This window comes from Nocardia sp. NPDC057455, assembly GCF_042802775.1.
GTDB lineage: Bacteria > Actinomycetota > Actinomycetes > Mycobacteriales > Mycobacteriaceae > Nocardia.
Map to the genome: position 1 here is coordinate 15,422 of NZ_JBHVDM010000066.1, position 23,304 is coordinate 38,725.

Genomic DNA, 23,304 nt, shown 5'->3' on the forward strand with positions numbered 1-23,304 from the left:
TGGTATCCGTCCGGGTACCGCGTTGTCTAGCGAAGGACGACCTCGATGCGCCGACCGATGATCGTTCTCGCCGCCTGCGCGCTGGCTTTGCTGCCCGGTCGGCCCGCCTCCGCCGCCACGTCATGGGGGCCACTCGCGCCCCCGAATCCGTTCCTCGGGCCGCCCGGCACCGCGACCATGCACGGCGACGCGGGGTCCTCGGACGTGACCGCGCTCCCCGGGCCCGGCGAGGCCGCCGCGGTCGCGGCGTATCCACTGGCCTCCGCGTGCCCCACGCTGCTGGAAGGATCGGACCGCCTCGTCGTCGCCCTGTGCACCGCGATCGCGGGGCAGACCCCGACGGTGCATCTGCTCGATCCCGCGTCACCGGGGCCGCTGGCGGGCTCGCTCGCCGCACTGCCGTTGACCAAAGGAAGTCTGCTCGGTGGCGTGTACGCCTATCTGGACCAGGACGACCGCTTGGTGGTCGTGGACGGGACCGATCGGCTGCTGCGGATACGGCACGAACGCGACGCGACGGGGACGTGGCGGTTGATCAGCGAAGACTTCGCCGATCTCGGTCCGGTGCTCCCGGCCGGGGACGCCGTGACCGGACTCGTGCCGGACTGGTCGGGCAACGTGTGGTTCGCGTCCGGTCAGGGCGTGGCCGGGTTCGTCACGGCTGCCGGTCAGGTCGCGGCGCTCGCGCTGCCCGCGGGTGAGCGCGTGGCCAACAGCATCTCGGCGGCGCCGAGCGGTCAGGTCGCCGTGGCTACGACGCACGCGTTGTACGAACTGCGCGCCACGTCCGGCGGCGCGGAGATCGTGTGGCGCGCGCCGTACGACCGGGGCTCGGCGCGCAAGCCGGGGCAGCTGAGTTGGGGCACCGGCGCGACCCCCACCTACTTCGGTCCGCGCACCGGTGCGGACTACCTGACCATCGTCGACAACGCCGACGGACAGGTGCATGCCCTGGTATTCCGTTCGGGGACCGGTGAACTGGTGTGTGCGGCCCCGGCGCTCGGAGCAGGCGGCGCGGGCACCGAGAATTCGCCGGTCGGGATCGGCCGCTCGGTGTTCGTGGCGAGCACATACGGATACCCCTACCCGGCGCTGCCCGACGGAGCTGGACCGGCGGCGCCGCCGAGCGCGCCGTTCACCGGTGGCATGACGCGCGTCGATGTGGACGGTGACGGATGCCGCGTGGTGTGGGAGAACACGGTGCGCAGTGCGGCCGTACCGCGCTTGTCCACCGCCGACGGCCGGCTGTACACCGTCGCGCGCGTCGGTCCGGACCAGACCACGCCTCTGGACGGGTACGCGTTCACCATCCTCGACCCGGAAACCGGTGCGGTTACCGCGTCGCACCCCCTTCCAGGCACCATCGTCGACGATCCCCTCCAGACCGCGCCGCTGATCACGCGGGACGGCCACCTGCTGCAAGGAACAGTCACCGGGGTTCTGCGCGTCGGCTGAGCCGTGCGGCCGTGAGGAAAGTGACTCGGGTTCCCACTCGGGCATGTCGCCTCCGATCCGGAGTTCCGTCCGCGAATACAGGCACCCCGGGGTTTGGGCGGTCAGCCATCCCAACTCGAGCGGGGCGTCCCGCTCGCGCGCGGACGAACCGCCTCGGCAGGGGACAGGCGCCGACCGGGCGGTGAAATGTGACGTGCGTCTCTCGAACTCGGCTGTGGCGATGTCGATTTCGCGAGGTTCCGGCTCTCGTAGCACGGGATGAGGCGAAGATCACATACCGCGTTACGGTTGCGGCCGAGGTGCTGAATCGGGCGTATGTGGCGGGCGAACGACTGCTCTTTTCGCAACCGGTTAATCCGGAGCCTGTCGGGGAACTGCCCGGTCTTCCCCGTGTGCCACTATGTCCTTACCCGGTTTATTACCGCGTAAACAAACCTACGGTCTCTTTCTTTCGCAAGCTGACCAGCAACCGGCAATTCGTGCAAATGAACGTGCAGGTAGGAGCCCATGTCAGCAACCATGGAGAGGTCTATCTTGGGGCTCGGCTAACGCCTTCCAGGAGTTCCCCCGCTATTGCGGAGTGGATTCCCGGCGGGTGTTTCGGGTGTGTCACCGAGGTGGTGCTCGACCGTCGAAACAGCGATCGCGCGAGTCGCATGCGGTTAGCTGGCGGGGGGTGAAAGTGGGCGGCCGCCAGGGTTTGCTGAGGCGCTGCTTTATACGCTTGACCTCGGCGGGGAGGGTTGCGTAGGGATAACGATTGTGTAGAGTTGACGGTAACGCTGGCCGCAGCTCGAGCCGGACTCGCTGCGGCCAGCGGAACTCAAATGGGGGACTTCCGAACCGATCTCACACCGCGTAGCTGTCGATTGTCCCAGTAACGTCGCTCAGCGTGTGCTGAATGTTGGCTGCGTCACAGTGACAGGCCGGGCGCTCGGGGCATGGGCATCGGCGTTCGCCTGCTGGGTGACCGCACGGCGGCCCACCCCGAACACGTAAACCAGGAACAACGCCTCGGCGGTGAAGCCGATCGCGAGGCGGATCGGTGTTGGCAGCGGGCTCGGCGTCACGAATCCTTCGATCGAGCCACACACCAGCAATACTCCGACCAGGCCGAGCGCGACGGTCGCGGTCGCCCGTCCCTGCCTGGCCACCGCCTCCACCCGGCTGAGCTGTCCCGGATCGATCAGCGTCCAACCGAGTTTCAGGCCGACGCCGCCCGCGACGAACACCGCGGTGAGCTCCAGCGTGCCGTGCGGAAGGATGAACCCGAAGAACGAATCCAGCCGCCCCGCGTCGGCCATCAGCCCGGCGCTGACGCCGAGATTGAGCGCGTTCATGAACAGCAGATAGACCGCGGGCAGGATCAGTACGCCAGTGAACAAGGCGATGGCGGTCACCCACGCGTTGTTGGTCCACACCTGCGCGGCGAAGGCGCCCTGCGGATGCTCCGAGTAGTACGTCTCGAACGCTCCGCCCGGTGCGGTGAGACTTCCGGTGTCCTCGGGGATTCCGAGTACTTCGCGCGCCGACTCGAACCGGTCCACCCAGACGGCCGAGCCGGCCGATACGCACAAGAACACCGCGGCCACGCCGACCCACCACGGCCAGGATCGGTACAGCGCCGCGGGAAAGCGGTGTCCGAAGAACCGGCCGATCTCCTGCCAGGTGTCGGCTCGTGTCCCGAGCACCCGGCCGCGCGCACGCGCCAGCAGTGCGCTGAGCCCGGCGATCAGCTCCGGGTCGGGGCTGTGCGACTGCAACCGTGCCAGTTGCTGGGAGGTGCGGCGGTAGAGCACGACGAGTTCGTCCGCCTCCGCGCCGGTCAGCTTGCTCCGTTTGGCCAGGTAATCGAGCCGGTCCCACGCCCTGCGGTGCGTAAGGCTGTATGCGTCCACGTCCATTCGGTTGCCTCCCACTCCCGCCGCTCGCAAGAATGCTATCGACATGGCTGAGTTCACCACCGGCGAAGCAGTGGCCCTGGAGCTGCCGATCGCCCGGATCCCCACCAGGGCGAGCGCGTTCCTGATCGATGTGCTGGCTCAGTGCACGCTCGGGTTCGTGCTGCTGTTCGCGATCGTCACGCTGCTGCTGCCCGCGGGCGTCGACTCCGCCTGGCTGGAAGTGGTGATGCTGGTCACCATCGTGACCGTGCTGGTCGGCTACCCGGTGACCTGTGAGACCGCTTGGCGCGGGCGGACACTCGGCAAACTGATGCTCGGGCTGCGCGTGGTGCGCGCCGACGGCGGACCGATCGACTTCCGGCACGCGCTCACCCGCGGCCTGGCGGGTGCGATCGTAGATTTCTGGATGCTGGGCGGGTTCGGCGCCATCGCGGTACTCACCTCGATGTGCTCGCCGCACGCGCGGCGGATCGGTGACGTGCTCGCGGGCACCGTGGTCGTGCACGCGCAACGCCCACTGCCGCCGCCCGCGCTCGCGCTCGCGCCGCCGTGGCTGGCCGGCTGGAGCGCGCAGCTCGATCTGTCCGGCCTCCCGGAGGAGCTGGCGTTGGCTGTGCGGCAGTACCTGACGCGGTTGCGCACCCTGACGCCCGCGGCGCGACATCAGCTGGGCACGGCGCTCGTGGGCGAGGTGTGCGGGCGGCTGCGCGTCGCGCCGCCTGCCGGGTGTCCGCCGCCGCAGATCCTCGGCGCGGTCATCGCCGAACGACAGCGCCGGGCGCTGCCGCCGCCGGTCTATCCCGTGTTCGCGCCGCGCGTCGGTCAGCCGTTCGCCGCGACGTAGTCGTCCACCTCGCGAACGAACGCGTCCTGCCGGGCGGGTGTCAGCCAGGACGCGCGAAACGAGTTCCTGGCCAGCTCGGCCAGCCGATCGATGCCGAGGCCGGCCTGCTCGGCGAGTGCGAGGTAGTTGTCGGCCACGTACGCCCCGAAATACGCGGGATCGTCGCTGTTGACCGTCACCGTCAGCCCGCGGTCGAGCAGGCCGACGATCTGCGCGGACTTCATCTCGGCGGTGACGAAGGAGTTCGACACCGGACAGCAGGTGAGCGCGATTCCCTTGGCTTCGGCCAATTCGACCAGACGGTCGTCCTCGACGATGTTCGTGCCGTGGTCGAGACGGTCGACGCCGATGTCCTCCAGTGCCTGGCGGATGTGCTCGACCGAATCGGGCTGGTCGATATCGCAGTGCATCGTCAGCAGGAACCCTTCCGCGCGGGCGCGCTCGAAGACGGCGGCGAACTTGCCCGGCGGGTTGCCGCGCTCGTCGGAATCCAGCCCGACCCCGAGAATCCAGCTCTTGTACGGCAGCGCTTCCAGCAGCGTCGCCATGGCGTACTCCGCGGAGTGGTCGCGCAGGAAGCACAGGATCAGTTCGGCGGATATCCCCAGTTCACGCCGCGCCCGCGCGATCGCCGACCGGTATCCGCTGATCACCGTGGGCAACGGGACCCCGCGTCCGGTGTGCGCCTGCGGATCGAAGAACAGCTCGGCGTGGCGCACGCCTTGGCCGTGCGCCCGGCGCAGGTAGTCGAACGCGAGATCGTGGAAGTCCTCCGGGCGCTGGAGAACGCGCATCGCGGGGTAGTAGACCTGAAGGAACGACGAGAGGTCGTGGAACCGATAGGTCTGCTGAACCTCGTCCACGGTTTTCTCCGGCAGCTCGATGCCGTTGCGCCGGGCGAGGCGGAACTTCAGCTCCGGCTCCAGCGTCCCTTCCAGATGCAGGTGCAGCTCCGCTTTGGGCAGTCCGCGGACGAAGGCGGCGAGATCTCTGGCCATGGGGCCATGATCCTCCTCAGAGGGCGCCGGATTGCTTCAGTTCCAGGTATTCGTCCGCCAAGGCCTCCGGCAGTCGTTCCGGTGACGCGGCGACGACCGCGATACCGGTGCGGCGCAGCGATTCCTGGACCAGCGCGCGTTCGGCGAGGACGGATTCGGCCGCGGCCGCGGTGTAGAGATCGGAGAGGTCGTCGCGGCGGGCGGCCGCAGCGGCGACATCGGGGTCGGTCACCGAGACGATGAGCACTCGGTGCCGCTGCGCCAGCACCGGCAGCACGGGTAAGAGGTTCTCCTCGACCGCGGCGCCGTCCAGGCTGGTGAACCAGACGACCAGGCTGCGTCGGCGGGTGCGCTGGATGGCCGCTCGCACCAGTCCGGCGCTGTCGGTGTCGACGAGCACGGGGGTGATCGCGGCCATCGCGTGCATCAGCTTCAGCTGCAATCCTTTCCCGCCGACACCCCGGACTTCGGCGCGGGGTTGCCGGTCGAAGGCGAGCAGGTCGACGGAGTCTCCCGCGGCGGCGGCCAGACCACCGAGCAGCAGAGCCGCCTCGATGCTCGCGTCCAGGCGGGTGCCGTCACCGACCCGGCCCGCGCTGACCCGGCCGGTGTCCAGCAGCATCAGCATGTGCCGGTTGCGCTCCGGGCGCCAGGTGCGGACCAGGACATCGGTGGCGCGTGCGGTGGCGCGCCAGTCGATGGCGCGCACGTCGTCCCCGGCGACGTACTCACGGAACGAGTCGAATTCGGTGCCCTGCCCGCGCAGATCGGCCACATTGCGGCCCTCCAGGTGTTGCAATCTCTTGACCTTCGAGCGCAACAGCCGTTCGGCGCGGAACGCGGGCAGCGCGCGCACCCGCGCGGGCACGTCGTGCCTCGTCTGCCGGCCCGCCAGCCCGAACGGGCCGAGCAGCCGCACGGTGACCTGGCCCGCGACCCGATCGCCTCGATAGGTGGGCGTAAGAGTGGTGCGGAGGCGGACCTTGGTGCCCGGAGCGAGATCCAACCCATGCGTCCGGTTGTCCGCGCGTGCGCTGCCGGGCCAGTCGTCCCACACCGTCCCGCGCAGCGTGCGCGCTCCGGTGTTGACCGCGACGAGTTCCACCTCCACGGAGCGCCCGAGGCGCACCGTCGTGAGCGGCTCGCGCGACAGCGTCAGGTCTCGCGCCCGACCAACCGCACCCAGATCGATGAGCAGCCCGGCCGCCAGGGCACAGCTCACCACCACCACACCGAGCACGGACGGAAGGACCAGGGTGACGAACAGGGCCGCCACGCCTGCCGCGGCGGCCAGCCGACCGGTGACGACCATGCGCTACACCGGGACCGGAACCGACAGCAGCAGCGACGACAGCACACCTTCGGTGGTCACGCCGTCCAGCTCGGCCTCCGGGCGCAGCTGCAGGCGATGCCGCAGCACGGCGACGGCGACGGCTTTCACGTCGTCGGGTGTGACGAACCCGCGACCGGTGAGCCAGGCGAACGCGCGCGAGGCCGCCATCAGCGCGGTCGCGCCGCGGGTCGAGGCGCCGTGCTGCACGGCGGGCGAGGTGCGGGTGGCGCGGCACACGTCGACGGTGTAGGCGAGCACCTCGGGGCTGATCGTCGTCTGCCCGATCGCGGCGCGCGCGGCGGTGATGTGTTCGGGGCCCGCGACGGGACGCAAGCCCGCGGCGGTCAGGTCGCGCGGATCGAAGCCCGCGGCGTGGCGTTGCAGGATGCGGAACTCGTCGTCGCGGCCGGGCAGGTGGATGTCCACCTTGAACAGGAACCGGTCCAGCTGTGCCTCCGGCAGCGGGTAGGTGCCCTCCTGCTCGATCGGGTTCTGGGTGGCGACGACGACGAACGGATCGGGCAGCGGTTGCGGCTTCCCGTCCACCGAGACCTGCCGTTCCTCCATGGATTCCAGCAGCGACGACTGGGTCTTCGGCGGTGTCCGGTTGATCTCGTCGGCGAGCAGCAGGTTGGTGAACACCGGACCGTGCCGGAAGGTGAACTCCGCGGAGTGCGGATCGTAGATCTGCGAGCCGGTGACGTCGCCGGGCATCAGGTCGGGGGTGAACTGCACTCGCGCGTGGTCCAGGTCCAGCGCCGTGGCCAGCGCCCGCACCAGCAGCGTCTTGGCCACCCCCGGCACGCCTTCGAGCAGCACGTGGCCGCGACACAGCAGCGCGAGCACCAGGTACATGACCGCGTTGTCGTTGCCGACCACCGCTTTGCCGATCTCGGCGCGCAGGGCGTGGAACGCCGCTCCCGCTTGCTCGGCCGTGGGGGTGGTCTCGGTGCTGGTCATTCGATCTCCTGTGGTTCGCGGGCGTTCCCGGATGCCGTGTGCCGGGCGAGGACGGGGCGAAGGCGTCTCATCCGACCTCCGATTCGATCCATTCGAGCTGAGCGGCGACCACCCGCAAGGTCCCCGGATCGGGCACCGGGCCGAACAAGGCGGCCCCGATCTGGGCGGGGTGGGCTCCGATGCGCGCGGCCACCGCGGCGACGATCCGGTCCGGCGGGGTGTCGGCCGTGATGCCGAGCGGGACGCGGATACGGCGGAGTGTGGCCGCCCGCAGCTTCCCGGCGACGTGGTCGTGGTCTTTCGAGCGGCGATACAGGGCGGCCTGACCGGCGAGCAGTTCGTTCGCCGCCACCTCGACCGGGCGGGGCTCGCGCACCAGAGCGCCCCGTCTGCGGGCCCGCCACCACACCACCAATGCGGCGGCGATCAGGAACTGCACGCCGCCGTAGAAGACCGGTGCGGGCAGCCGGTCCCAGATCGGGTCGTCACCCGCCCCGAAGCCGGGGCGGCTGGGCGGAGGGACATCGGGCAGATCCGGTGGTGGTTGTGGCGGCGGCGGAGCAGGTGCGTTCGGCGCGCCGCAGGATTGCAGGGCGCCGTAGACCAGCAGTAGCAACGTGGCCGTCGCGGCGAGCGCCGCCCAGAACCGGGGGTCGCGTAGCAGTTTCGGCAATGGTCGAAGCCCGCGCCTGGTGCGCGCCGATTTCTCCACCGCCTCGATCTCGACCGGTTCCGGCGCGGGCGGCGGCGCTGAAGCGGAGTACCGGTCGGCGTATTCCAGCCTGCGGTATTCGTCCTCGGTGGCGCGGCGTCCGCCGTAGACCACCTCGTCGAAACTGTGTGCGGCGGGCTGGATCTCGGTGGCGACCTCGAGCGGCAACGCGGTCGTCACGTCGTCGGCGGTTTCCCGCGCGGTGCGCGAGCGCCGGACCTCCAGCACGCCGCCCTGTTCCAGGCCGCGCAACACGGCACGGAAACGTTCCCGCAAAGCACGGTCGAAATCCCGGTGCCGCGCGGCCGATTCGGCGGCGGCCCGATGGTCGGCGGCGGCGCCGAGCCGCGGTGCGCCGGGCGCCGGGTCGCTGCTCGCGTGGGGACCTTCGGTCAGCAGGACCTCACCCGGATGCCGGGCTGACGGGATCTCCGGCGGTGTCGGATCGCTCATCGCGTCTCCTGCCGGGGGATACGAATGTCCAATCCCTCCCTGCGGCAACGGCGATCGAGGTAGCACACCACCCGCGACGACGCCTCGACCACTTCGCCGAAAGCCGTCAGCAGCAGCACCGCCGACGTGGTGAGCACGATCACCGGCCATCGGTGCGTGCCGGAGAAGTCCGAGACGTACAGCGGAATGGCCAGCAGCGGGATCGCCAACAGGCCGAAGAGGGCGCGGTGGGCGATCCAGAGCCCGACGGTCGGCCACTCCGCGCCTTCGGCGAGCAATTTCGCGCGGGCGATTCCGTCGCGGTGCGAGGTGCGCTCGACGAACAGCACCGGCACCGCGACCCAGCGGCGGGCGCGTAGCCAGCCCAGCCAGAGCACCGCGAGCGGCAGCGTCACGATCGGCAAGCCGCTCACCGCGAGCACGCCGATGCCCACCAGCGTGAACAACAGCTGGAACACCAGCAGCGGGCCCAGCGTCGCACCGAATCGGCGCATCGCGGTCCGGCGGCCGATCGGTGCGCCGCCGATGGTCGCGAGCCCCAGGGCGACGGTCGTGCCGCGTAACACGAACCGCAGCAACCACGCACAAGCCGCGGTGGACAGGATCGCGGCCCAGGCGGTGCTCGCGTCGGCACCGTCGGTCAGCTCGGAGACGCCCGCGGTCGCGGCGACGACCACGGCCTCGGCCAGGAGCAAGCCGGTCACGCTCAACCCGGCCAGGGCGCGAATGTTCGCCTGGATCAGCGCGAACGGCACATCGAGCAGTTCACGGAAACTCAGCGGTCGGATCGGCACCGTCGTTCCAGGAGACCCTGGTACCGGATCTGTTCCCGCCCCGACGGCGCCGGCCGGTTCGGCGGCTGGCAGCACGGGCCGAGTCTAACCGTCAGCGCCGCAGTAAGCGGTCCACCACGTTCCGGTAGCGAACCGGATCGATGGGCGGGAGGCCGAGCAGCGCGCGCAGGTACACGCCGTCGCCGACCAGCCGGATGAGATCGGCCTGGACCGGGTCGGCGACCTCCTCGTCCAGACCGTCCGACCACGAGTTCATCATCTCGACCAGCGCTCGCTGCACCTCGTCGGGCTCCGGCGTGGCGTCGATGGTGCGCATGGTCGCGAGCATGGACCGATAGAGCTCGAGTTCGACCGCATCCGCCGCGTTGGCCGGGTTCGGCGTCTGCAGGTACCACTCGGCTACCGAGCCGCCTTTCGCGACCGCGCCGTCGAGCTGTTTGCCCGCACGGTCGGCCAGTCTGCGGACCAGGCCCGCGAGCAGGGCGTCTTTGCTCTTGAAGTGATAGAGCAAGCCCCCTTTGGAGACGCCCGCGGTGGCCGCCACGTTCTCCAGCGTCACATGCGACATGCCTTTTTCCAGCAGCAAGGTCTCGAGCGCGTCCAGGATGCGGTCGCGGGTGTCAGCGGTCACGCATTCGACTATACCGTCCGGACGGTTGGTAGATTACTATACCGTCTGGACGGTAAGAAAATGGAGACGACGGAAGTCGAGAAAGTCATGAGCCCCCGAACCGCGCAGCCCACCGGACGATCGGTCACCACTGCACCCCGCGCGGGAGCGCGCGAGTGGGCGGGATTGTCCGTGCTCGCGCTCGCCCTGCTATTGCTCGCCGTCGACGCGACCGTACTGGACCTGGCCGTGCCCGCGATCAGCGCCGATCTCGCCCCGACCACGCCGCAATTGCTGTGGATCATCGACGTGTACTCGTTCGTGCTGGCCGGGTTGCTCGTCGTCATGGGGAACCTGGGCGACCGGATCGGGCGGCGCAGGCTGCTGCTGCTCGGCGCGGCCGGATTCGGTATCGCCTCCGTGCTCGCGGCTTGGGCCCCGACGCCGGAACTGCTCATCGTGGCCCGGGTGCTGCAAGGTGTCGCCGGTGCGACGCTGATGCCCGCGACACTGGCGCTGATCAGGTCGATGTTCCTCGATCCGCGGCAGCGCACGGTCGCGATCGCGGTGTGGAGCGCGATGGCGGGCGGTGGCGCCGCGGCGGGACCGCTGCTGGGCGGCTGGCTGCTCGAGCACTACTGGTGGGGTTCGGTGTTCTTGGTGAACCTGCCGGTCATGCTGGTGCTGATCGGGCTGGGGCCGGTGCTGATCCCGGAGTCGCGCGATCCGAAGCCAGGTCGCTTCGATCTGCCCAGCGCCGTGCTGTCGATGCTCACGCTGGTGCCCGTCGTGTACGCGGTGAAGGAGTTCGCGGCCCACGGACCTGGCATGCGACCGGTCCTGGTCGGCGCGCTCGGCGTGCTGGCGGGTGTGGGGTTCGTGCGCAGGCAGCGACGGCTCGCGCAGCCGATGCTCGACCTGGCGTTGTTCGCGCTGCCCAACTTCCGTACGGCGGTGGTGACCAGCCTGCTCGCGGTGTTCGCGCTGGCCGGTGTGCTGTTCTTCGGCTCGCAGTACCTCCAGTTGGTGCTCGGACGCTCGCCGATGCAGGCGGGTTTGCTGCTGCTGCCGGGTCTGCTGGCCGGCATGATCGCCTCGCTCGCCGCGGCCTGGTTGGTGCGGCGGCTGCGGCCGGGCACGGTGCTGGGCGGCGCGCTGACCACGGCGGCGGTGGGCGCGGCGCTGTTCGGATGGCTGGGCCCGGACGCGTCCACCAGCACGACGCCGTTCGTGCTCGGCTTCCTGTTCGTCGGGGCAGGTGTCGGTGTCGCGCTGACCGTGTCGTCGGATCTGGTGGTCGGCTCGGCGCCCGCGGAGCGCGCGGGCGCGGCCGCCGCGGTGTCGGAGACCGCGTACGAGACCGGTATCGCGCTGGGCGTCGCGATACTCGGCAGCGTGGTCATGGCGATCTTCCGCAACGGCCTCGATCTGAGCCACGTGCCGGGCGATCAGGCGGACGCTGCCTCCGAATCGCTCGGCGCGGCTACGGCTTTCGCTCGCGAGCTGCCGGAGGCGGCCGGAAACGCGTTCCTTGCCTCGGTGCACGATTCGTTCGTCTCGGGCATCCACTTCGCGGCGATCGGCACCACCTCGATCCTGTTGACAGCCGCGCTGGTGGCGTTCCGATTGCGTGGTGCGCGGATGTGATCGCTGGTCAGGACGCTCCTGAGCGTCCGCGCGGGAGCAGTCGTGCTCGGGATCGCTGCGGGCGCGGGCAGTGGTCGTGCGCCCGGATCAGGTCAGGTCGACCTCGCGATTCGCACCGGAGCACTATCGGTGACGGCGTTCGGGACTGTCCGATCCCAGTTCTTCGGTTCGGCGCACCGAACCCGACGTGCTCGGCGGCGGCATTCTCGCGACGAGCGCCGGCCACCGCGGCGGAGCCCTTCCAGTCGCGTGCGCGCGGTTCGAACCGGTGGCCGAGGCGTCCACCGCGCGGGATCGAGCGGTGGGAAGATCTCACGCGGGGCGCGCGAGACGGGTCGGCGTGAGGCGGCCGCGGAGGGTGACGGATTCGCCGAGCTGCCAACATTCGGCCTCGGCCTCGGCAGCCGCCGCGATGGTGGCGCCGGAGGCGAGCAGCAGACCCTGGTGCTTGGCCAACTCGCACAGGCGGGCGGCCTCGTTGACCGCGTCGCCGATGACGGTGAACTCGTAGCGCTGGTGCGCGCCGACATTGCCCGCCACCACCCGGCCCGAGGCCACGCCGATGGCCGCGGCGAAGTCGGTCGCGTCGGCGTCGAGCCGGGCCCGGATCGCGCGGGCGGTGGCCAGCGCCGCGCCCGCGGCATCCGACAGTGGCGCGGGCGTGCCGAAGACGGCAAGGGCGGCGTCTCCCTCGAACTTGTTGACCAGGCCGCCGTGGCGCTCCACCTCGTCCACCACGATGCCGAAGAATCGATTGAGCAGTGCGACCATCTCCGGCGCCGGTATGGTCGCGGCCATCGTCGTCGAGCCGACGATGTCGATGAACAGGGCCGCCGCGTCGGTTTCCACGCCACCGAGCGTCGGATCGCCCGCCAGCGCGGCCGCGGCGACCTCGCGCCCGACATGCCTGCCGAACAGATCCCTGATCTGCTCCCGCTCGCGCAGCCCTCCCACCATGTGGTTGAAACCGCTCTGCAGCTCACCGAGCTCGGTGCCGTCGTAGACGGCCAGCGCGACAGCGAGATCGCCGTCCTCGACCTGACGCATCGCGCGGCGCACGCCGAGGATCGGGGCGACCGTAGCGGCCAGTGTCTGCGTCATCAGCAGCAGACCGAAAATCAAGGTCGCTCCGCCGAGGGACAGCACGCAGACCGCCAGCCGAGCCTTGCTCACGTCGTCCATCACGAGCGCCGACACCGCGAGCACCATCATCCCGGCCACCGGAACGCCCGATCCGACCACCCAGACCACCAGTGAGCGTCCGAAGACGCCGATGCCGCGGCGTCGGCCGGACGTCGCGGCCTCCAGCACCCGCGCGGTGACGGGTCGCAGCGCGAACTCGATGATCAGGTAGCTGTTCGCGCACACCACGATGGCGCTGAGCGCGATGCCGAAGGCCACCTTCGGAATCAGCCGCGGTTCGGCCAGGCCGTACAGGGTGGTCAGCAGGACGAGTCCACCGAACCACAGCAACGCTTGATTACGCACCAGCCTGCGCGGTACCACCGTGGCCGCGGCCTGCTCCTCCTCGGTGGGCACGTGCAGCGGGTCGGTGGCCCACCGCAGCGCTCGCAGCCCGCGGGTGGTGCCCCACCACAGCCCGAGCAGCAGCGCGCAGCTCGCGTAGATCGGTGCGGCGAGCACGTCGAGCAGCAGGAGATCCCGGGTGAACACCGACGGCCCCGGCAGGACGAAGCCGATCAGCGTGATCGACACCACCATGCCCGTCAGGTTTCCCAACAGGGTTGGCACGGTGAGCAACAGCTGAATGCGAATGCGCCGCAGCCCCGACGACTCCTCGGCGGACCCGAGCAATGGCGAACCCCACGGCGCCGCGGCGAGCGTCACCTCCCTGTGTTGCATGGGTGCAGCGTAGGCCGAGGCGTGGCCCCGTGCGCAGGGCCGACCCGGCATCCAGCGCACGCGTCCGACCGAACTCGTACCGCACAGCCCTGGGCCGAGACGGCGACGACCACCGAGGTACCCGCGCTGAACCGGCGCCCGCGCAGAACGCGGGCGGGTTCGCGAGTGGCGACGGCCGCGCCCTAGGCGAGTGCGTTCACGGCGGTGCGAGCGCGTGCCCGCACCTGCGGCCGCTGGTTGCGGCGAGGACGTGGCGCCGCGGTAGCGGGTCGGTCAGCGCCCGGGCGGCAGTTCGCGGCGGTCGGAGTCAGGCAGTTCGGGGTACTGGCGACCGGGCAGTTCGTCTCGGCGGGCGCCGGTGGGCAGGCCGTAGCCCGCCGCGCCGGTGGGCGGAAGCGAGGAATAGCGCGGCGCGGCGTAGGGGGCGTCGACGACGGTGGAGGCGATGTGCTGGGCGTGCGCGATCTCGGGGGAGCCGGGCTGGAGCTGGTAGCCGACGGCCTGCGGGTGTGAGGTCTGGCCGTCGACGGTGACCTTGCGGGTGCGCCGCAGCGTGAAGGTGATCTCCTCGACCTCCTCGAACGCTTGCCGAGCGGTGCGCAGCGGGTGCGTCGCCGTGTCGATCGCGTTGGCGACGAACGACGGGACCAGCGGACGGATGAACCGCGCCGCGGTGTCGGTGAACGGCACCGTGCCGATCAGCGGCAGCTCGAGACCGCCCCCACGCTGCGGCGTCGCCGGTGTGGCCGCGACGGTCCGCGGATGCGCGGTCACCGGGGCCGGTAGGTTCGGCGTCACCTCGTCGGGCATGGCGCTGTCCTTTCGGTCGTCCGCCGCGGCGGCGGGAAGTTCGGGGCGGCGCGGCGGCTCCGTGATGCCGATCTCGATGCCGCCGATGGCCGCGATGATCCGGGTGCGCTGGTGCTCCCGGTCGATGGCCGTGTCCGCCTCGACGGCGAGGCGGGCGGCGGCGAGCTGTTGCTCGGCGCGCAGGGTCTCGGCCTCGGCGCGTACCTCGGCCTGCTTGATCGCGATCACCGCGTCGGCTTCGCGCTCGGCGCGATCGTGCACCGTGCGGGCCGCGTTGTGCCGGTCGAACGAGGTCTCACCACGCCACCACCGCAGCACCAGCGGCAGCAGGGCGAGCGCGACGAACGCCACGATGGTGAGAATGCGCAGTGGCAGCGCGTGGTGCACGGTGTAGTCGTTCATCGCCACCCAGCGCGCGCCGAGTCCGCGGTCGGTGTCGTTCAAGGCGTCGGTCCGCGCAGCCGCCAGGGCGTCCTGGCCTGCGTCGATCCGGCGGTCCGCGGCGTCGACCCGGTCCTTCGCAATGGCGAGCTGCTTGCGGGCGTCGTCGAGCATGGCGTTGGCCGTCTGCGCCTCCGGCCCCCGGCCGGGCACACCGGTGATCCTGGTCCGCGGGCACTCCGGGGTCGGGTTGAATTCGCAGCGGGCGACCACCAGGGCGTGATCGATATCGTTCTGGGCCATGCCGATCGCCTGTTCGAGCGCGGCCCGGTCGGCTTTCCCCCGGTCCAGGTCCGCTTGCGCCGCGACGACCCGCGGCGCCGAATCGAGCGAGCGCCGCGCCTGCTCATCCAGCACCCGGTCGATGGACCCGCTGAACAATACGATCGCGGCCAGTTCCGCGAGCAATCCACCGCCCAGCACGGCGACCGCGATGCGTGCGATCAGCCCCAGCCGATCCGGTCCTCCGCTCGGCCGCGCCGTGGCCAGAGCACGCGCGAGCGTGCCCGCCAGCGCGCCGACCACGATGCCCACCGCCGACGCGGCCCACCACGGCCAGGCGGATGCCCCGGCCAGGGCGGCGACCACACCGGAGATCGTGGCGAACAGAAGCACGACAGCGCCCGTGACCGCGTATCCGGCACGCTCGTGGCGATCGCTGATCGCGCTGGTCCGGCCCCCGCCGAGCCAGGTGAACAAGCCGGTGACGGTCATCGGAAGGCACATCCTCTACGTCCCAGGCGCTTTCGCGGGCGCGACGAAACTGTCACGGATTCGTTGTGACAGCGTGACAGGCCTCGCGGGTGCGCAGCGAGCAGGGGAGGCCCGATGTGGCCAGGCTCACAGCTACGGTTCACGTCGTCCTGGGTGGGCGGGCGAGCTCGCCTACGCTGACGCGGTGATTCGTTTCCGTGCGGGCGATTCCAGGAGGTCACGACGTGCGCAGAGTGGGGTTGACGCTGCTGGCGGCGGCGTTGCTGATGTGGCCGGCTAGCGCGGGCGCCGTTCCGTCCGACCGGCCGCTGGACCGGCTGGTCGCCCTGGTGGTCGAGCGCTTGGACACCGCCGACGCGGTGGCCGCGGCGAAATGGGTGGCCGCGGGTGAGCTCGGCATCGAGCCTGCGATCGACGATCCGGCCAGGGAAGCGGAGGTCTACGACGCGATGGCCCGGCTCGGCGCCGCTCGTGACCTGCCGGAGGACTGGGTGCGGCAGGTTTTCTTCGGGCAGATCGAGGCCAACAAGACGGTGCAGCGCGGATTGATGCTGCGGTGGCGCTTCGACCCGGCCGCCGCGCCCACCGCCCCCGCGGGCCTTGCCTCGGTGCGGCCGATCATCGACCGCGTGAATGTCGAGGTCCTCGACCAGCTCGCCCTGCGCCGTGCCGAGCTGACCGCGCCGGATTGCGCGGAACGTTTGGCACGCAGCGTCTTCGGTGTGTTCACCACGGGCCGCGGCGATGCCCTGCACCACGCGGCGCTGGTGCGGGCCGCCGTGTCGCTCTGCCGGTCGTAGGCCGGGGCCGTCCGGTCCCGCGGCACGTCGGCGGAAAGATGTGTCCAACACCACTTCCCGAGATTTGCTGGATATGTGCTGAATGACACAGCGGACAAAAGAGGCCGGACGGTCGGATCACATTCATGGCTTGTCACGCCCGTGTCGGAAATATCTCAACGGACCGATCGTCGAGTTAGCCGCTGCCGCTTGGTTTGCCGCGCCGTGAACCGGGGAAATCCACTTCGACGCAGGTGAGGGCGGTTTCCGGGCTTTGTGAGGAAGGTCTCGGGTCGGTGTCGCGCGCCGGTTTTCCCAGCTGGCACCGGGTGCCATGGGGATCGATCGCACGGCACTCGCTGCTTTACACTGGACGACGCGCACACGTGGAGGACCAAATGCAGAAGCCCAGCTAAACCTGGTTATTAGCGCAACCTAAGTTGGTTGGGCCCTGGACCTGACTTATCGTTTGCTCTTACGCCGAACACAGAACGTTCGGCTACCTCGCCCGCTCGGGCAGCCCTAGCCAGGTGCTCAGCGTAGCGGGCGAGCACCCGCTCGGAGGTAAGGATCTCGTTAGGGATCCGTTACCGAAGGGCACCCACTACGTCACAGAAGCGGGTGGAGACAACTGCAGACCTGACTGCACGCCGAAGACCATCAGCGCGGCTGGCTTCGGAACGTACGGGCGCAGTCTTGTACGGAGGCGTTCGGCGAAAGGCCGTTTTCTTCGAAGGCCCACTTTCTTGAAGGCAGAGGCATGACGCAACTTCCTGGCCACAGGTCACCTGGACCCATCGGGCTCTACGACCCGGCGAACGAGCACGACGCCTGCGGCGTCGCATTCGTCGTCGACATGCACGGCCGCCGCAGCCGCGACATCGTCGACAAGGCTATTACGGCTCTGTTGAACCTGGAGCACCGTGGCGCCGCGGGCGCCGAGCCCAACAGCGGTGACGGTGCGGGCATCCTGATCCAGGTCCCGGACCGCTTCTTCCGCGCGATCGTGGACTTCGAGTTGCCGCCGGAGGGCTCCTACGCCACCGGTATCGCCTTCCTGCCGCAGGCCCGCCGCGAAGCCGCGCGCGCCGCCTACGGCGTGGAGAAGATCGTCAAGGAAGAGGGCCTCGATGTCCTCGGCTGGCGCGAGGTGCCGATCGACGAGTCGTCGCTCGGCGCGCTGGCGCGCGACGCCATGCCGAGCTTCCGGCAGATCTTCATCGCCTCCCCGAAGAACGCTTCCGATCCGCTGTCGGAGATGGATCTGGAGCGTCGCGCCTACGTGGTGCGCAAGCGGGTCGAGCGGGAGCTGGGGTCGGCCGGTGCGGGTGAGGGCGCGGTCGGCAGGGAGTCGGTCTACTTCCCGAGCCTGTCCGGGCAGACCTTCGTCTACAAGGGCATGTTCACCACGCCGCAGCTGCGCGCGTTCTACCTGGACCTGCAGGACTCCCGGGTGGAGAGCGCCCTGGGCATCGTGCACTCCCGGTTCTCCACGAACACCTTCCCCTCCTGGCCGCTGGCGCACCCGTTCCGCCGGGTGGCGCACAACGGTGAGATCAACACCGTCACCGGCAACGAGAACTGGATGCGCGCCCGCGAGGCGCTGCTGCGCAGCGATGTCTTCGGCGTCGACTCCGCGGGCAAGAACCGGCTGGAGAAGATCTTCCCCGTCTGTACCCCCGGGGCGAGCGACACCGCCCGGTTCGACGAGGTGCTGGAACTGCTGCATCTCGGCGGCCGCAGCTTGCCCCACGCCGTGCTGATGATGATTCCCGAGGCCTGGGAACGCAACGACACCATGGACCCGCAGCGGCGGGCCTTCTACGAGTACCACTCGATGCTGATGGAGCCGTGGGACGGCCCCGCGTCGGTGTGCTTCAGCGACGGCACCGTCGTCGGCGCCGTGCTCGACCGCAACGGCCTGCGGCCGAGCCGTATCTGGGTGACCGATGACGGCCTGGTCGTGATGGCCTCCGAAGTCGGCGTGCTGGACATCGACCCGTCCAAGGTGGTCAAGAAGGCGCGCCTGCAGCCGGGCCGCATGTTCCTGGTCGACACCGCCCAGGGCCGCATCGTCGGCGACGAAGAGGTCAAGTCCCAGCTCGCCGCCGAGCACCCCTACCAGGAGTGGCTGGACGCGGGCGTATTCCGCCTCGCCGACCTGCCCGACCGCCCGCACGTGCACATGTCGCACGATCGCGTGCTGATCCGTCAGCAGATCTTCGGATACACCACCGAGGAGCTCGGTCTGCTGATCTCGCCGATGGCCAAGACCGGCGGCGAAGCGCTCGGCTCGATGGGCACCGACACCCCGATCGCGGTGCTGTCATCCCGTCCGCGCCTGCTGTTCGACTACTTCTCCCAGCTGTTCGCGCAGGTCACCAACCCGCCGCTGGACGCGATCCGGGAAGAGGTGGTGACCAGCCTCAAGCGGAACATCGGCCCGGAGGCCGACCTGCTGCACCCGGGGCCGGAGTCGTGCAACATGATCGCGCTGGAGCAGCCGATCCTGGACAACGACGAGCTGGCCAAGCTCGTGCACATCAACGACGACGGATCGCACCCCGAGCTGCGTTCGGTGGTCGTGCGTGGCCTGTACCCGGTGAAAAAGGGCGGCAAGGGCCTGCGCAAGGCGCTGGAGGCGATCAACACCCAGGTGTCGGCCGCCATCGACGGCGGAGCGCGGATCATCGTGCTGTCCGATCGCGAGTCCAACGAGAAGCTGGCGCCCATCCCGTCTCTGCTGCTGACCTCCTCGGTGCATCACCACTTGGTGCGTGAGCGCACCCGCACCAAGGTCGGCCTCGTCGTGGAGGCCGGTGACGCCCGCGAGGTGCACCACATGGCCACCCTGGTCGGCTTCGGCGCCGCCGCGATCAACCCCTACATGGCCTTCGAGACCATCGAGGACATGCTGGAGCGCGGTGCCCTGGAGATGCCGGGCAGCACCGGCGACCTGGCCGCCGACTACCGCAAGGCGGTCGCGAACTACAACAAGGCCGCGGGTAAGGGCGTGCTGAAGGTGATGTCCAAGATGGGCATCTCCACGCTGGCCTCCTACAACGGCGCTCAGCTGTTCCAGGTGATCGGCCTGTCGCAGGAACTGGTGAACGAGTACTTCACCGGTCTGCGCTCGCACCTGGACGGCATCGGCCTGGACGAGATCGCCGAGGACGTCGCGCAGCGGCACCGGATCGCGTTCCTGGAGAACCGCAACGAGCGCGCGCACCGCGAGCTCGAGGTCGGCGGTGAGTACCAGTGGCGGCGCGAGGGCGAATACCACCTGTTCAACCCGGACACGGTGTTCAAGCTCCAGCACGCCACCCGGTCCGGCCAGTACTCGATCTTCAAGGAGTACACCAAGCTGGTCGACGACCAGTCCGAGCGGCTGGCTTCGCTGCGCGGTCTGTTCAAGTTCAAGCACAAGGCGCGCAGCCCGATCCCGATCGAGGAGGTCGAGTCGGCCGCGGAGATCGTGAAGCGGTTCTCCACCGGCGCGATGAGCTACGGCTCCATCTCGTCCGAAGCGCACGAGACCCTGGCGATCGCGATGAACCGCCTCGGCGGCCGGTCGAACTCGGGTGAGGGCGGCGAGTCGCCGTCGCGCTTCGAGCCGGAGGAAAACGGTGACTGGCGGCGCAGCGCGATCAAACAGGTGGCCTCGGGCCGCTTCGGCGTGACCGCGCACTACCTGACCAACTGCACCGACATCCAGATCAAGATGGCGCAGGGCGCGAAGCCCGGCGAGGGCGGCCAGCTGCCGGCGCACAAGGTGTACCCGTGGGTCGCCGAAGTGCGGCACTCGACGCCTGGCGTCGGCCTGATCTCGCCGCCGCCGCACCACGACATCTACTCGATCGAGGATCTGGCGCAGCTGATCCACGACCTGAAGAACGCGAACCCGCAGGCGCGCATCCACGTGAAGCTGGTCGCGGAGCCGGGCGTCGGCACCGTCGCGGCGGGCGTCTCCAAGGCGCACGCCGACGTCGTCCTGATCTCCGGCCACGACGGCGGCACCGGCGCCTCCCCGCTGACCTCGCTCAAGCACGCGGGCGGTCCCTGGGAGCTCGGCCTCGCCGAGACCCAGCAGACGCTGCTGCTCAACGGGTTGCGCGACCGCATCGTCGTGCAGGTCGACGGCCAGATGAAGACCGGCCGCGACGTGATGATCGCCGCGCTGCTCGGCGCCGAGGAGTACGGTTTCGCCACCGCGCCGCTGGTGGTCTCGGGCTGCATCATGATGCGCGTCTGCCACCTGGACACCTGCCCGGTCGGCGTCGCGACGCAGAACCCGGTGCTGCGCGAGCGGTTCACCGGCAAGCCGGAGTTCGTCGAGAACTTCTTCCTGTTCATCGCCGAAGAGGTCAGGGAGCTGCTGGCGCAGCTGGGCTTCCGCACGCTGGACGAGGCCATCGGCCGGGTCGACCTGCTCGACACGTCGCGGGCCAAGCAGCACTGGAAGGCCAGCAAGCTGGACCTGTCGCCGATCCTGGACGACGTCGAGACGGCGTTCATGTACCAGGACCGCCGCTGCACCAAGTCCCAGGACCACGGTCTGGACAAGGCGCTGGATCAGCAGCTGATCGTGCAGAGCCGCGACGCGCTGGAGCGGGGCCAGGCGGTCAAGTTCGAGACCAAGATCACGAACGTGAACCGCACCGTCGGCACCATGCTCGGTCACGAGGTGACCAAGCTCTACGGCGGCGCGGGCCTGCCCGACGACACCATCGACATCACCTTCACCGGATCGGCGGGCAACAGCTTCGGCGCCTTCGTGCCCGCGGGCATCACGCTGCGCGTGCAGGGCGACGCGAACGACTATGTCGGCAAGGGCCTTTCCGGCGGCCGACTGGTGGTGCGCCCGTCGCTGGAAGCGCCCGCCGAGTTCGTCTCGGAGCAGAACATCATCGCGGGCAACGTGATCCTGTTCGGCGCCACCAGCGGTCAGGTGTTCCTCGGCGGTGTGGTCGGCGAGCGGTTCGCCGTGCGCAACTCCGGGGCCACCGCGGTGGTCGAGGGCGTCGGCGACCACGGCTGCGAGTACATGACCGGTGGCCGGGTGGTCATCCTTGGCGAGACCGGACGCAATTTCGGCGCCGGTATGTCGGGCGGCGTGGCGTTCGTCTTCGACCCGAACGGCACCTTCGCGTCCAAGCTCAACCTCGAGCAGGCCGACGCCGTCGAGCAGTTGGCCGGTGACGATTTCACCTGGCTGCACGACATCATCACCCAGCACCGCGACCAGACCGGTTCGGCGGTCGCCGAGCGCATCCTGAGCGATTGGTCGCAGCAGGTGAACCACTTCGTGAAGGTCATGCCGCGCGAATACAAGAAGGTTTTGCTCGCCATCTCCGAAGCTGAGAAGAGCGGCAAGGACGTGGACGAAGCGATTATGGAGGCCGCACGTGGCTAAGGAAGTTCTAGAGATGACGTGGACGAAGCGCTGTGACTATTCGGGGGCCGCACGTGGCTGACCCCCAGGGTTTTCTGAAGCACACCGCACGCGAACTGCCCAAGCGACGGCCGGTGCCGCTGCGCCTGATGGACTGGAAAGAGGTCTACGAGGAGAAGTTCTCCCACGAGACCCTGCGTACCCAGGCCAGCCGGTGCATGGACTGCGGTATCCCCTTCTGCCACAACGGTTGTCCGTTGGGGAACCTGATCCCCGAGTGGAACGACCTGGTCTACAAGGATCGCTGGCGGGAGGGTATCGACCGGCTGCACGCGACCAACAACTTCCCGGAGTTCACCGGGCGGCTGTGCCCCGCGCCCTGCGAGGCGTCCTGCGTGCTCGGCATCAACCAGGATCCGGTCACGATCAAGCAGGTCGAGGTCGAGATCATCGAGAACGCCTTCGACGAGGGCTGGGTGACCCCGGTCTACCCGACCCGTCTCACCGGCAAGAAGGTCGCCGTCGTCGGCTCCGGTCCGGCCGGTCTGGCCGCCGCGCAGCAGCTGACTCGCGCCGGGCACACCGTGACCGTGTTCGAGCGGGCCGACCGCGTCGGCGGTCTGCTGCGCTACGGCATCCCGGAATTCAAGATGGAGAAGCGCTTCATCGACCGCCGCCTCGCGCAGATGGAGGCCGAGGGCACCATCTTCAAGACCGGTGTGAACGTGGGCGTCGACATCACGGCCGAACAGCTGCGTGAGCAGTTCGACGCGATCGTGCTGGCCGGTGGCGCCACCCTGGCGCGCGACCTGCCGATCCCGGGCCGCGACCTGGACGGCATCCACCAGGCCATGGAGTTCCTGCCCTGGGCCAACCGGGTGCAGCACGGCGACGACGTCACCGATGACGACGGCCTGCCGCCCATCCACGCGAAGGGCAAGAAGGTCGTCATCATCGGCGGTGGCGACACCGGCGCCGACTGCCTCGGCACCTCGCACCGGCAGGGCGCGGCCAGCATCCACCAGTTCGAGATCATGCCGCGTCCACCGGAGGAGCGGGCCGCATCGACCCCGTGGCCGACCTACCCCCTGATGTACCGGGTTTCCTCGGCGCACGAGGAGGGCGGTGAGCGGGTGTTCTCGGTGAACACCGAGCGCTTCGTCGGCGCGGACGGCAAGGTGACCGGTCTGGACGCGCACGAGGTCAAGATGGTCAACGGCCGCTTCGAGAAGGTCGAGGGCACCGACTTCACCCTCGAGGCCGACCTGGTGCTGCTGGCCATGGGCTTCGTCGGTCCCGAGAAGCCGGGCCTGCTCAGCGATCTCGGCGTGGGCTATGACCAGCGCGGCAACGTGCAGCGTGACAAGAACTGGGCGACCAACGTTCCCGGCGTCTTCGTCGCGGGCGACATGGGCCGCGGCCAGTCGCTCATCGTCTGGGCCATCGCCGAGGGCCGCGCCGCGGCCGCGGGCGTGGACCGGTACCTGGAAGGCGAGACCGCCCTTCCGGCGCCGATCACCCCCACCATGGTGGCGCAGCGCTAGATCCCCTCTCTTACCGGAGCGGAAAGAAAGGCGCCGGTGGTCGAGTCGTCC

At 69.5% G+C, this 23,304-nt stretch carries 15 protein-coding genes; 6 read left to right on the forward strand and 9 right to left on the reverse strand.

Annotated elements, in window-relative coordinates; translation table 11 throughout:
• Nucleotides 1-45: 45 nt before the first annotated feature.
• Nucleotides 46-1,455 carry a hypothetical protein gene (locus tag ACFU5M_RS23870; protein ID WP_379052742.1) on the forward strand — a complete coding sequence of 470 codons (1,410 nt, stop codon included), beginning with the start codon at nucleotides 46-48 and terminating at the stop codon, nucleotides 1,453-1,455.
• Between the two features lie 887 nt (nucleotides 1,456-2,342).
• On the opposite strand, the gene ACFU5M_RS23875 is transcribed toward ACFU5M_RS23870, so the two are convergent.
• Nucleotides 2,343-3,359, reverse strand: a complete 1,017-nt coding sequence (locus tag ACFU5M_RS23875; protein ID WP_379052743.1) for a stage II sporulation protein M — start codon at nucleotides 3,357-3,359, stop codon at nucleotides 2,343-2,345.
• Nucleotides 3,360-3,402: 43 nt separating this feature from the next.
• On the opposite strand from ACFU5M_RS23875, the gene ACFU5M_RS23880 reads away from it, so the two are divergent.
• The gene (locus tag ACFU5M_RS23880; RefSeq protein ID WP_379052745.1) at nucleotides 3,403-4,203 is read left to right on the forward strand and encodes an RDD family protein; all 801 of its coding nucleotides are present in this window, start codon (nucleotides 3,403-3,405) and stop codon (nucleotides 4,201-4,203) included.
• On the opposite strand, the gene add is transcribed toward ACFU5M_RS23880, so the two are convergent.
• The 6 genes from add to ACFU5M_RS23910 all read right to left on the reverse strand — a co-directional run bounded on the left by add (nucleotide 4,182) and on the right by ACFU5M_RS23910 (nucleotide 10,084).
• The gene (gene add / locus ACFU5M_RS23885) at nucleotides 4,182-5,201 is read right to left on the reverse strand and encodes an adenosine deaminase (RefSeq protein WP_379052747.1); all 1,020 of its coding nucleotides are present in this window, start codon (nucleotides 5,199-5,201) and stop codon (nucleotides 4,182-4,184) included. The genes ACFU5M_RS23880 and add overlap by 22 nt on opposite strands.
• Nucleotides 5,202-5,217: 16 nt before the next feature.
• The gene (locus tag ACFU5M_RS23890) at nucleotides 5,218-6,513 is read right to left on the reverse strand and encodes a DUF58 domain-containing protein (protein ID WP_379052748.1); all 1,296 of its coding nucleotides are present in this window, start codon (nucleotides 6,511-6,513) and stop codon (nucleotides 5,218-5,220) included.
• A 3-nt stretch (nucleotides 6,514-6,516) separates the two neighbouring features.
• Complete coding sequence (locus ACFU5M_RS23895) at nucleotides 6,517-7,494, reverse strand: AAA family ATPase (RefSeq protein ID WP_379052749.1); 978 nt, start codon at nucleotides 7,492-7,494, stop codon at nucleotides 6,517-6,519.
• A gap of 67 nt (nucleotides 7,495-7,561) precedes the next feature.
• Nucleotides 7,562-8,659 (reverse strand): DUF4129 domain-containing protein, encoded by a 1,098-nt coding sequence (locus tag ACFU5M_RS23900; RefSeq protein ID WP_379052751.1) that lies wholly within the window; start codon nucleotides 8,657-8,659, stop codon nucleotides 7,562-7,564.
• Nucleotides 8,656-9,453 (reverse strand): hypothetical protein, encoded by a 798-nt coding sequence (locus tag ACFU5M_RS23905; RefSeq protein ID WP_379052753.1) that lies wholly within the window; start codon nucleotides 9,451-9,453, stop codon nucleotides 8,656-8,658. Before ACFU5M_RS23905 ends, ACFU5M_RS23900 begins: the two co-directional genes overlap by 4 nt.
• Before the next feature lie 91 nt (nucleotides 9,454-9,544).
• The gene (locus ACFU5M_RS23910) at nucleotides 9,545-10,084 is read right to left on the reverse strand and encodes a TetR/AcrR family transcriptional regulator (protein WP_379052754.1); all 540 of its coding nucleotides are present in this window, start codon (nucleotides 10,082-10,084) and stop codon (nucleotides 9,545-9,547) included.
• An 87-nt stretch (nucleotides 10,085-10,171) separates the two neighbouring features.
• Here ACFU5M_RS23910 and ACFU5M_RS23915 point away from each other — a divergent pair, with 87 nt between their 5' ends.
• Entirely contained in the window at nucleotides 10,172-11,710 is a 1,539-nt protein-coding gene (locus tag ACFU5M_RS23915) for an MFS transporter (protein WP_379052763.1), read from the forward strand.
• 312 nt (nucleotides 11,711-12,022) lie between these two features.
• Here ACFU5M_RS23915 and ACFU5M_RS23920 read toward each other — a convergent pair whose 3' ends face one another.
• Both ACFU5M_RS23920 and ACFU5M_RS23925 read right to left on the reverse strand, forming a co-directional pair.
• A complete protein-coding gene (locus tag ACFU5M_RS23920) occupies nucleotides 12,023-13,573 on the reverse strand; it encodes an adenylate/guanylate cyclase domain-containing protein (protein WP_379052755.1) in 1,551 nt (516 codons plus the stop codon).
• 273 nt (nucleotides 13,574-13,846) lie between these two features.
• Entirely contained in the window at nucleotides 13,847-15,538 is a 1,692-nt protein-coding gene (locus tag ACFU5M_RS23925) for a DUF4407 domain-containing protein (protein ID WP_379052757.1), read from the reverse strand.
• A gap of 224 nt (nucleotides 15,539-15,762) precedes the next feature.
• On the opposite strand from ACFU5M_RS23925, the gene aroQ reads away from it, so the two are divergent.
• The 3 genes from aroQ to ACFU5M_RS23940 all read left to right on the forward strand — a co-directional run bounded on the left by aroQ (nucleotide 15,763) and on the right by ACFU5M_RS23940 (nucleotide 23,253).
• The gene (gene aroQ, locus ACFU5M_RS23930; protein ID WP_379052758.1) at nucleotides 15,763-16,338 is read left to right on the forward strand and encodes a gamma subclass chorismate mutase AroQ; all 576 of its coding nucleotides are present in this window, start codon (nucleotides 15,763-15,765) and stop codon (nucleotides 16,336-16,338) included.
• A gap of 739 nt (nucleotides 16,339-17,077) precedes the next feature.
• Nucleotides 17,078-21,730, forward strand: coding sequence for a glutamate synthase large subunit (gltB, locus tag ACFU5M_RS23935; protein ID WP_379052759.1), 4,653 nt, complete (start codon nucleotides 17,078-17,080; stop codon nucleotides 21,728-21,730).
• A gap of 53 nt (nucleotides 21,731-21,783) precedes the next feature.
• The gene (locus ACFU5M_RS23940) at nucleotides 21,784-23,253 is read left to right on the forward strand and encodes a glutamate synthase subunit beta (protein ID WP_379052761.1); all 1,470 of its coding nucleotides are present in this window, start codon (nucleotides 21,784-21,786) and stop codon (nucleotides 23,251-23,253) included.
• Nucleotides 23,254-23,304 lie beyond the last annotated feature (51 nt).

Bases quoted from the DNA above. Each gene is read 5' to 3' on its own strand.
- ACFU5M_RS23870 (WP_379052742.1), top strand. From the start codon at position 46: ATGCGCCGACCGATGATCGTTCTCGCCGCCTGCGCGCTGGCTTTGCTG.
- ACFU5M_RS23875 (WP_379052743.1), bottom strand. From the start codon at position 3,359: ATGGACGTGGACGCATACAGCCTTACGCACCGCAGGGCGTGGGACCGG.
- ACFU5M_RS23880 (WP_379052745.1), top strand. From the start codon at position 3,403: ATGGCTGAGTTCACCACCGGCGAAGCAGTGGCCCTGGAGCTGCCGATC.
- add (WP_379052747.1), bottom strand. From the start codon at position 5,201: ATGGCCAGAGATCTCGCCGCCTTCGTCCGCGGACTGCCCAAAGCGGAG.
- ACFU5M_RS23890 (WP_379052748.1), bottom strand. From the start codon at position 6,513: ATGGTCGTCACCGGTCGGCTGGCCGCCGCGGCAGGCGTGGCGGCCCTG.
- ACFU5M_RS23895 (WP_379052749.1), bottom strand. From the start codon at position 7,494: ATGACCAGCACCGAGACCACCCCCACGGCCGAGCAAGCGGGAGCGGCG.
- ACFU5M_RS23900 (WP_379052751.1), bottom strand. From the start codon at position 8,659: ATGAGCGATCCGACACCGCCGGAGATCCCGTCAGCCCGGCATCCGGGT.
- ACFU5M_RS23915 (WP_379052763.1), top strand. From the start codon at position 10,172: ATGAGCCCCCGAACCGCGCAGCCCACCGGACGATCGGTCACCACTGCA.
- ACFU5M_RS23920 (WP_379052755.1), bottom strand. From the start codon at position 13,573: ATGCAACACAGGGAGGTGACGCTCGCCGCGGCGCCGTGGGGTTCGCCA.
- ACFU5M_RS23925 (WP_379052757.1), bottom strand. From the start codon at position 15,538: ATGACCGTCACCGGCTTGTTCACCTGGCTCGGCGGGGGCCGGACCAGC.
- gltB (WP_379052759.1), top strand. From the start codon at position 17,078: ATGACGCAACTTCCTGGCCACAGGTCACCTGGACCCATCGGGCTCTAC.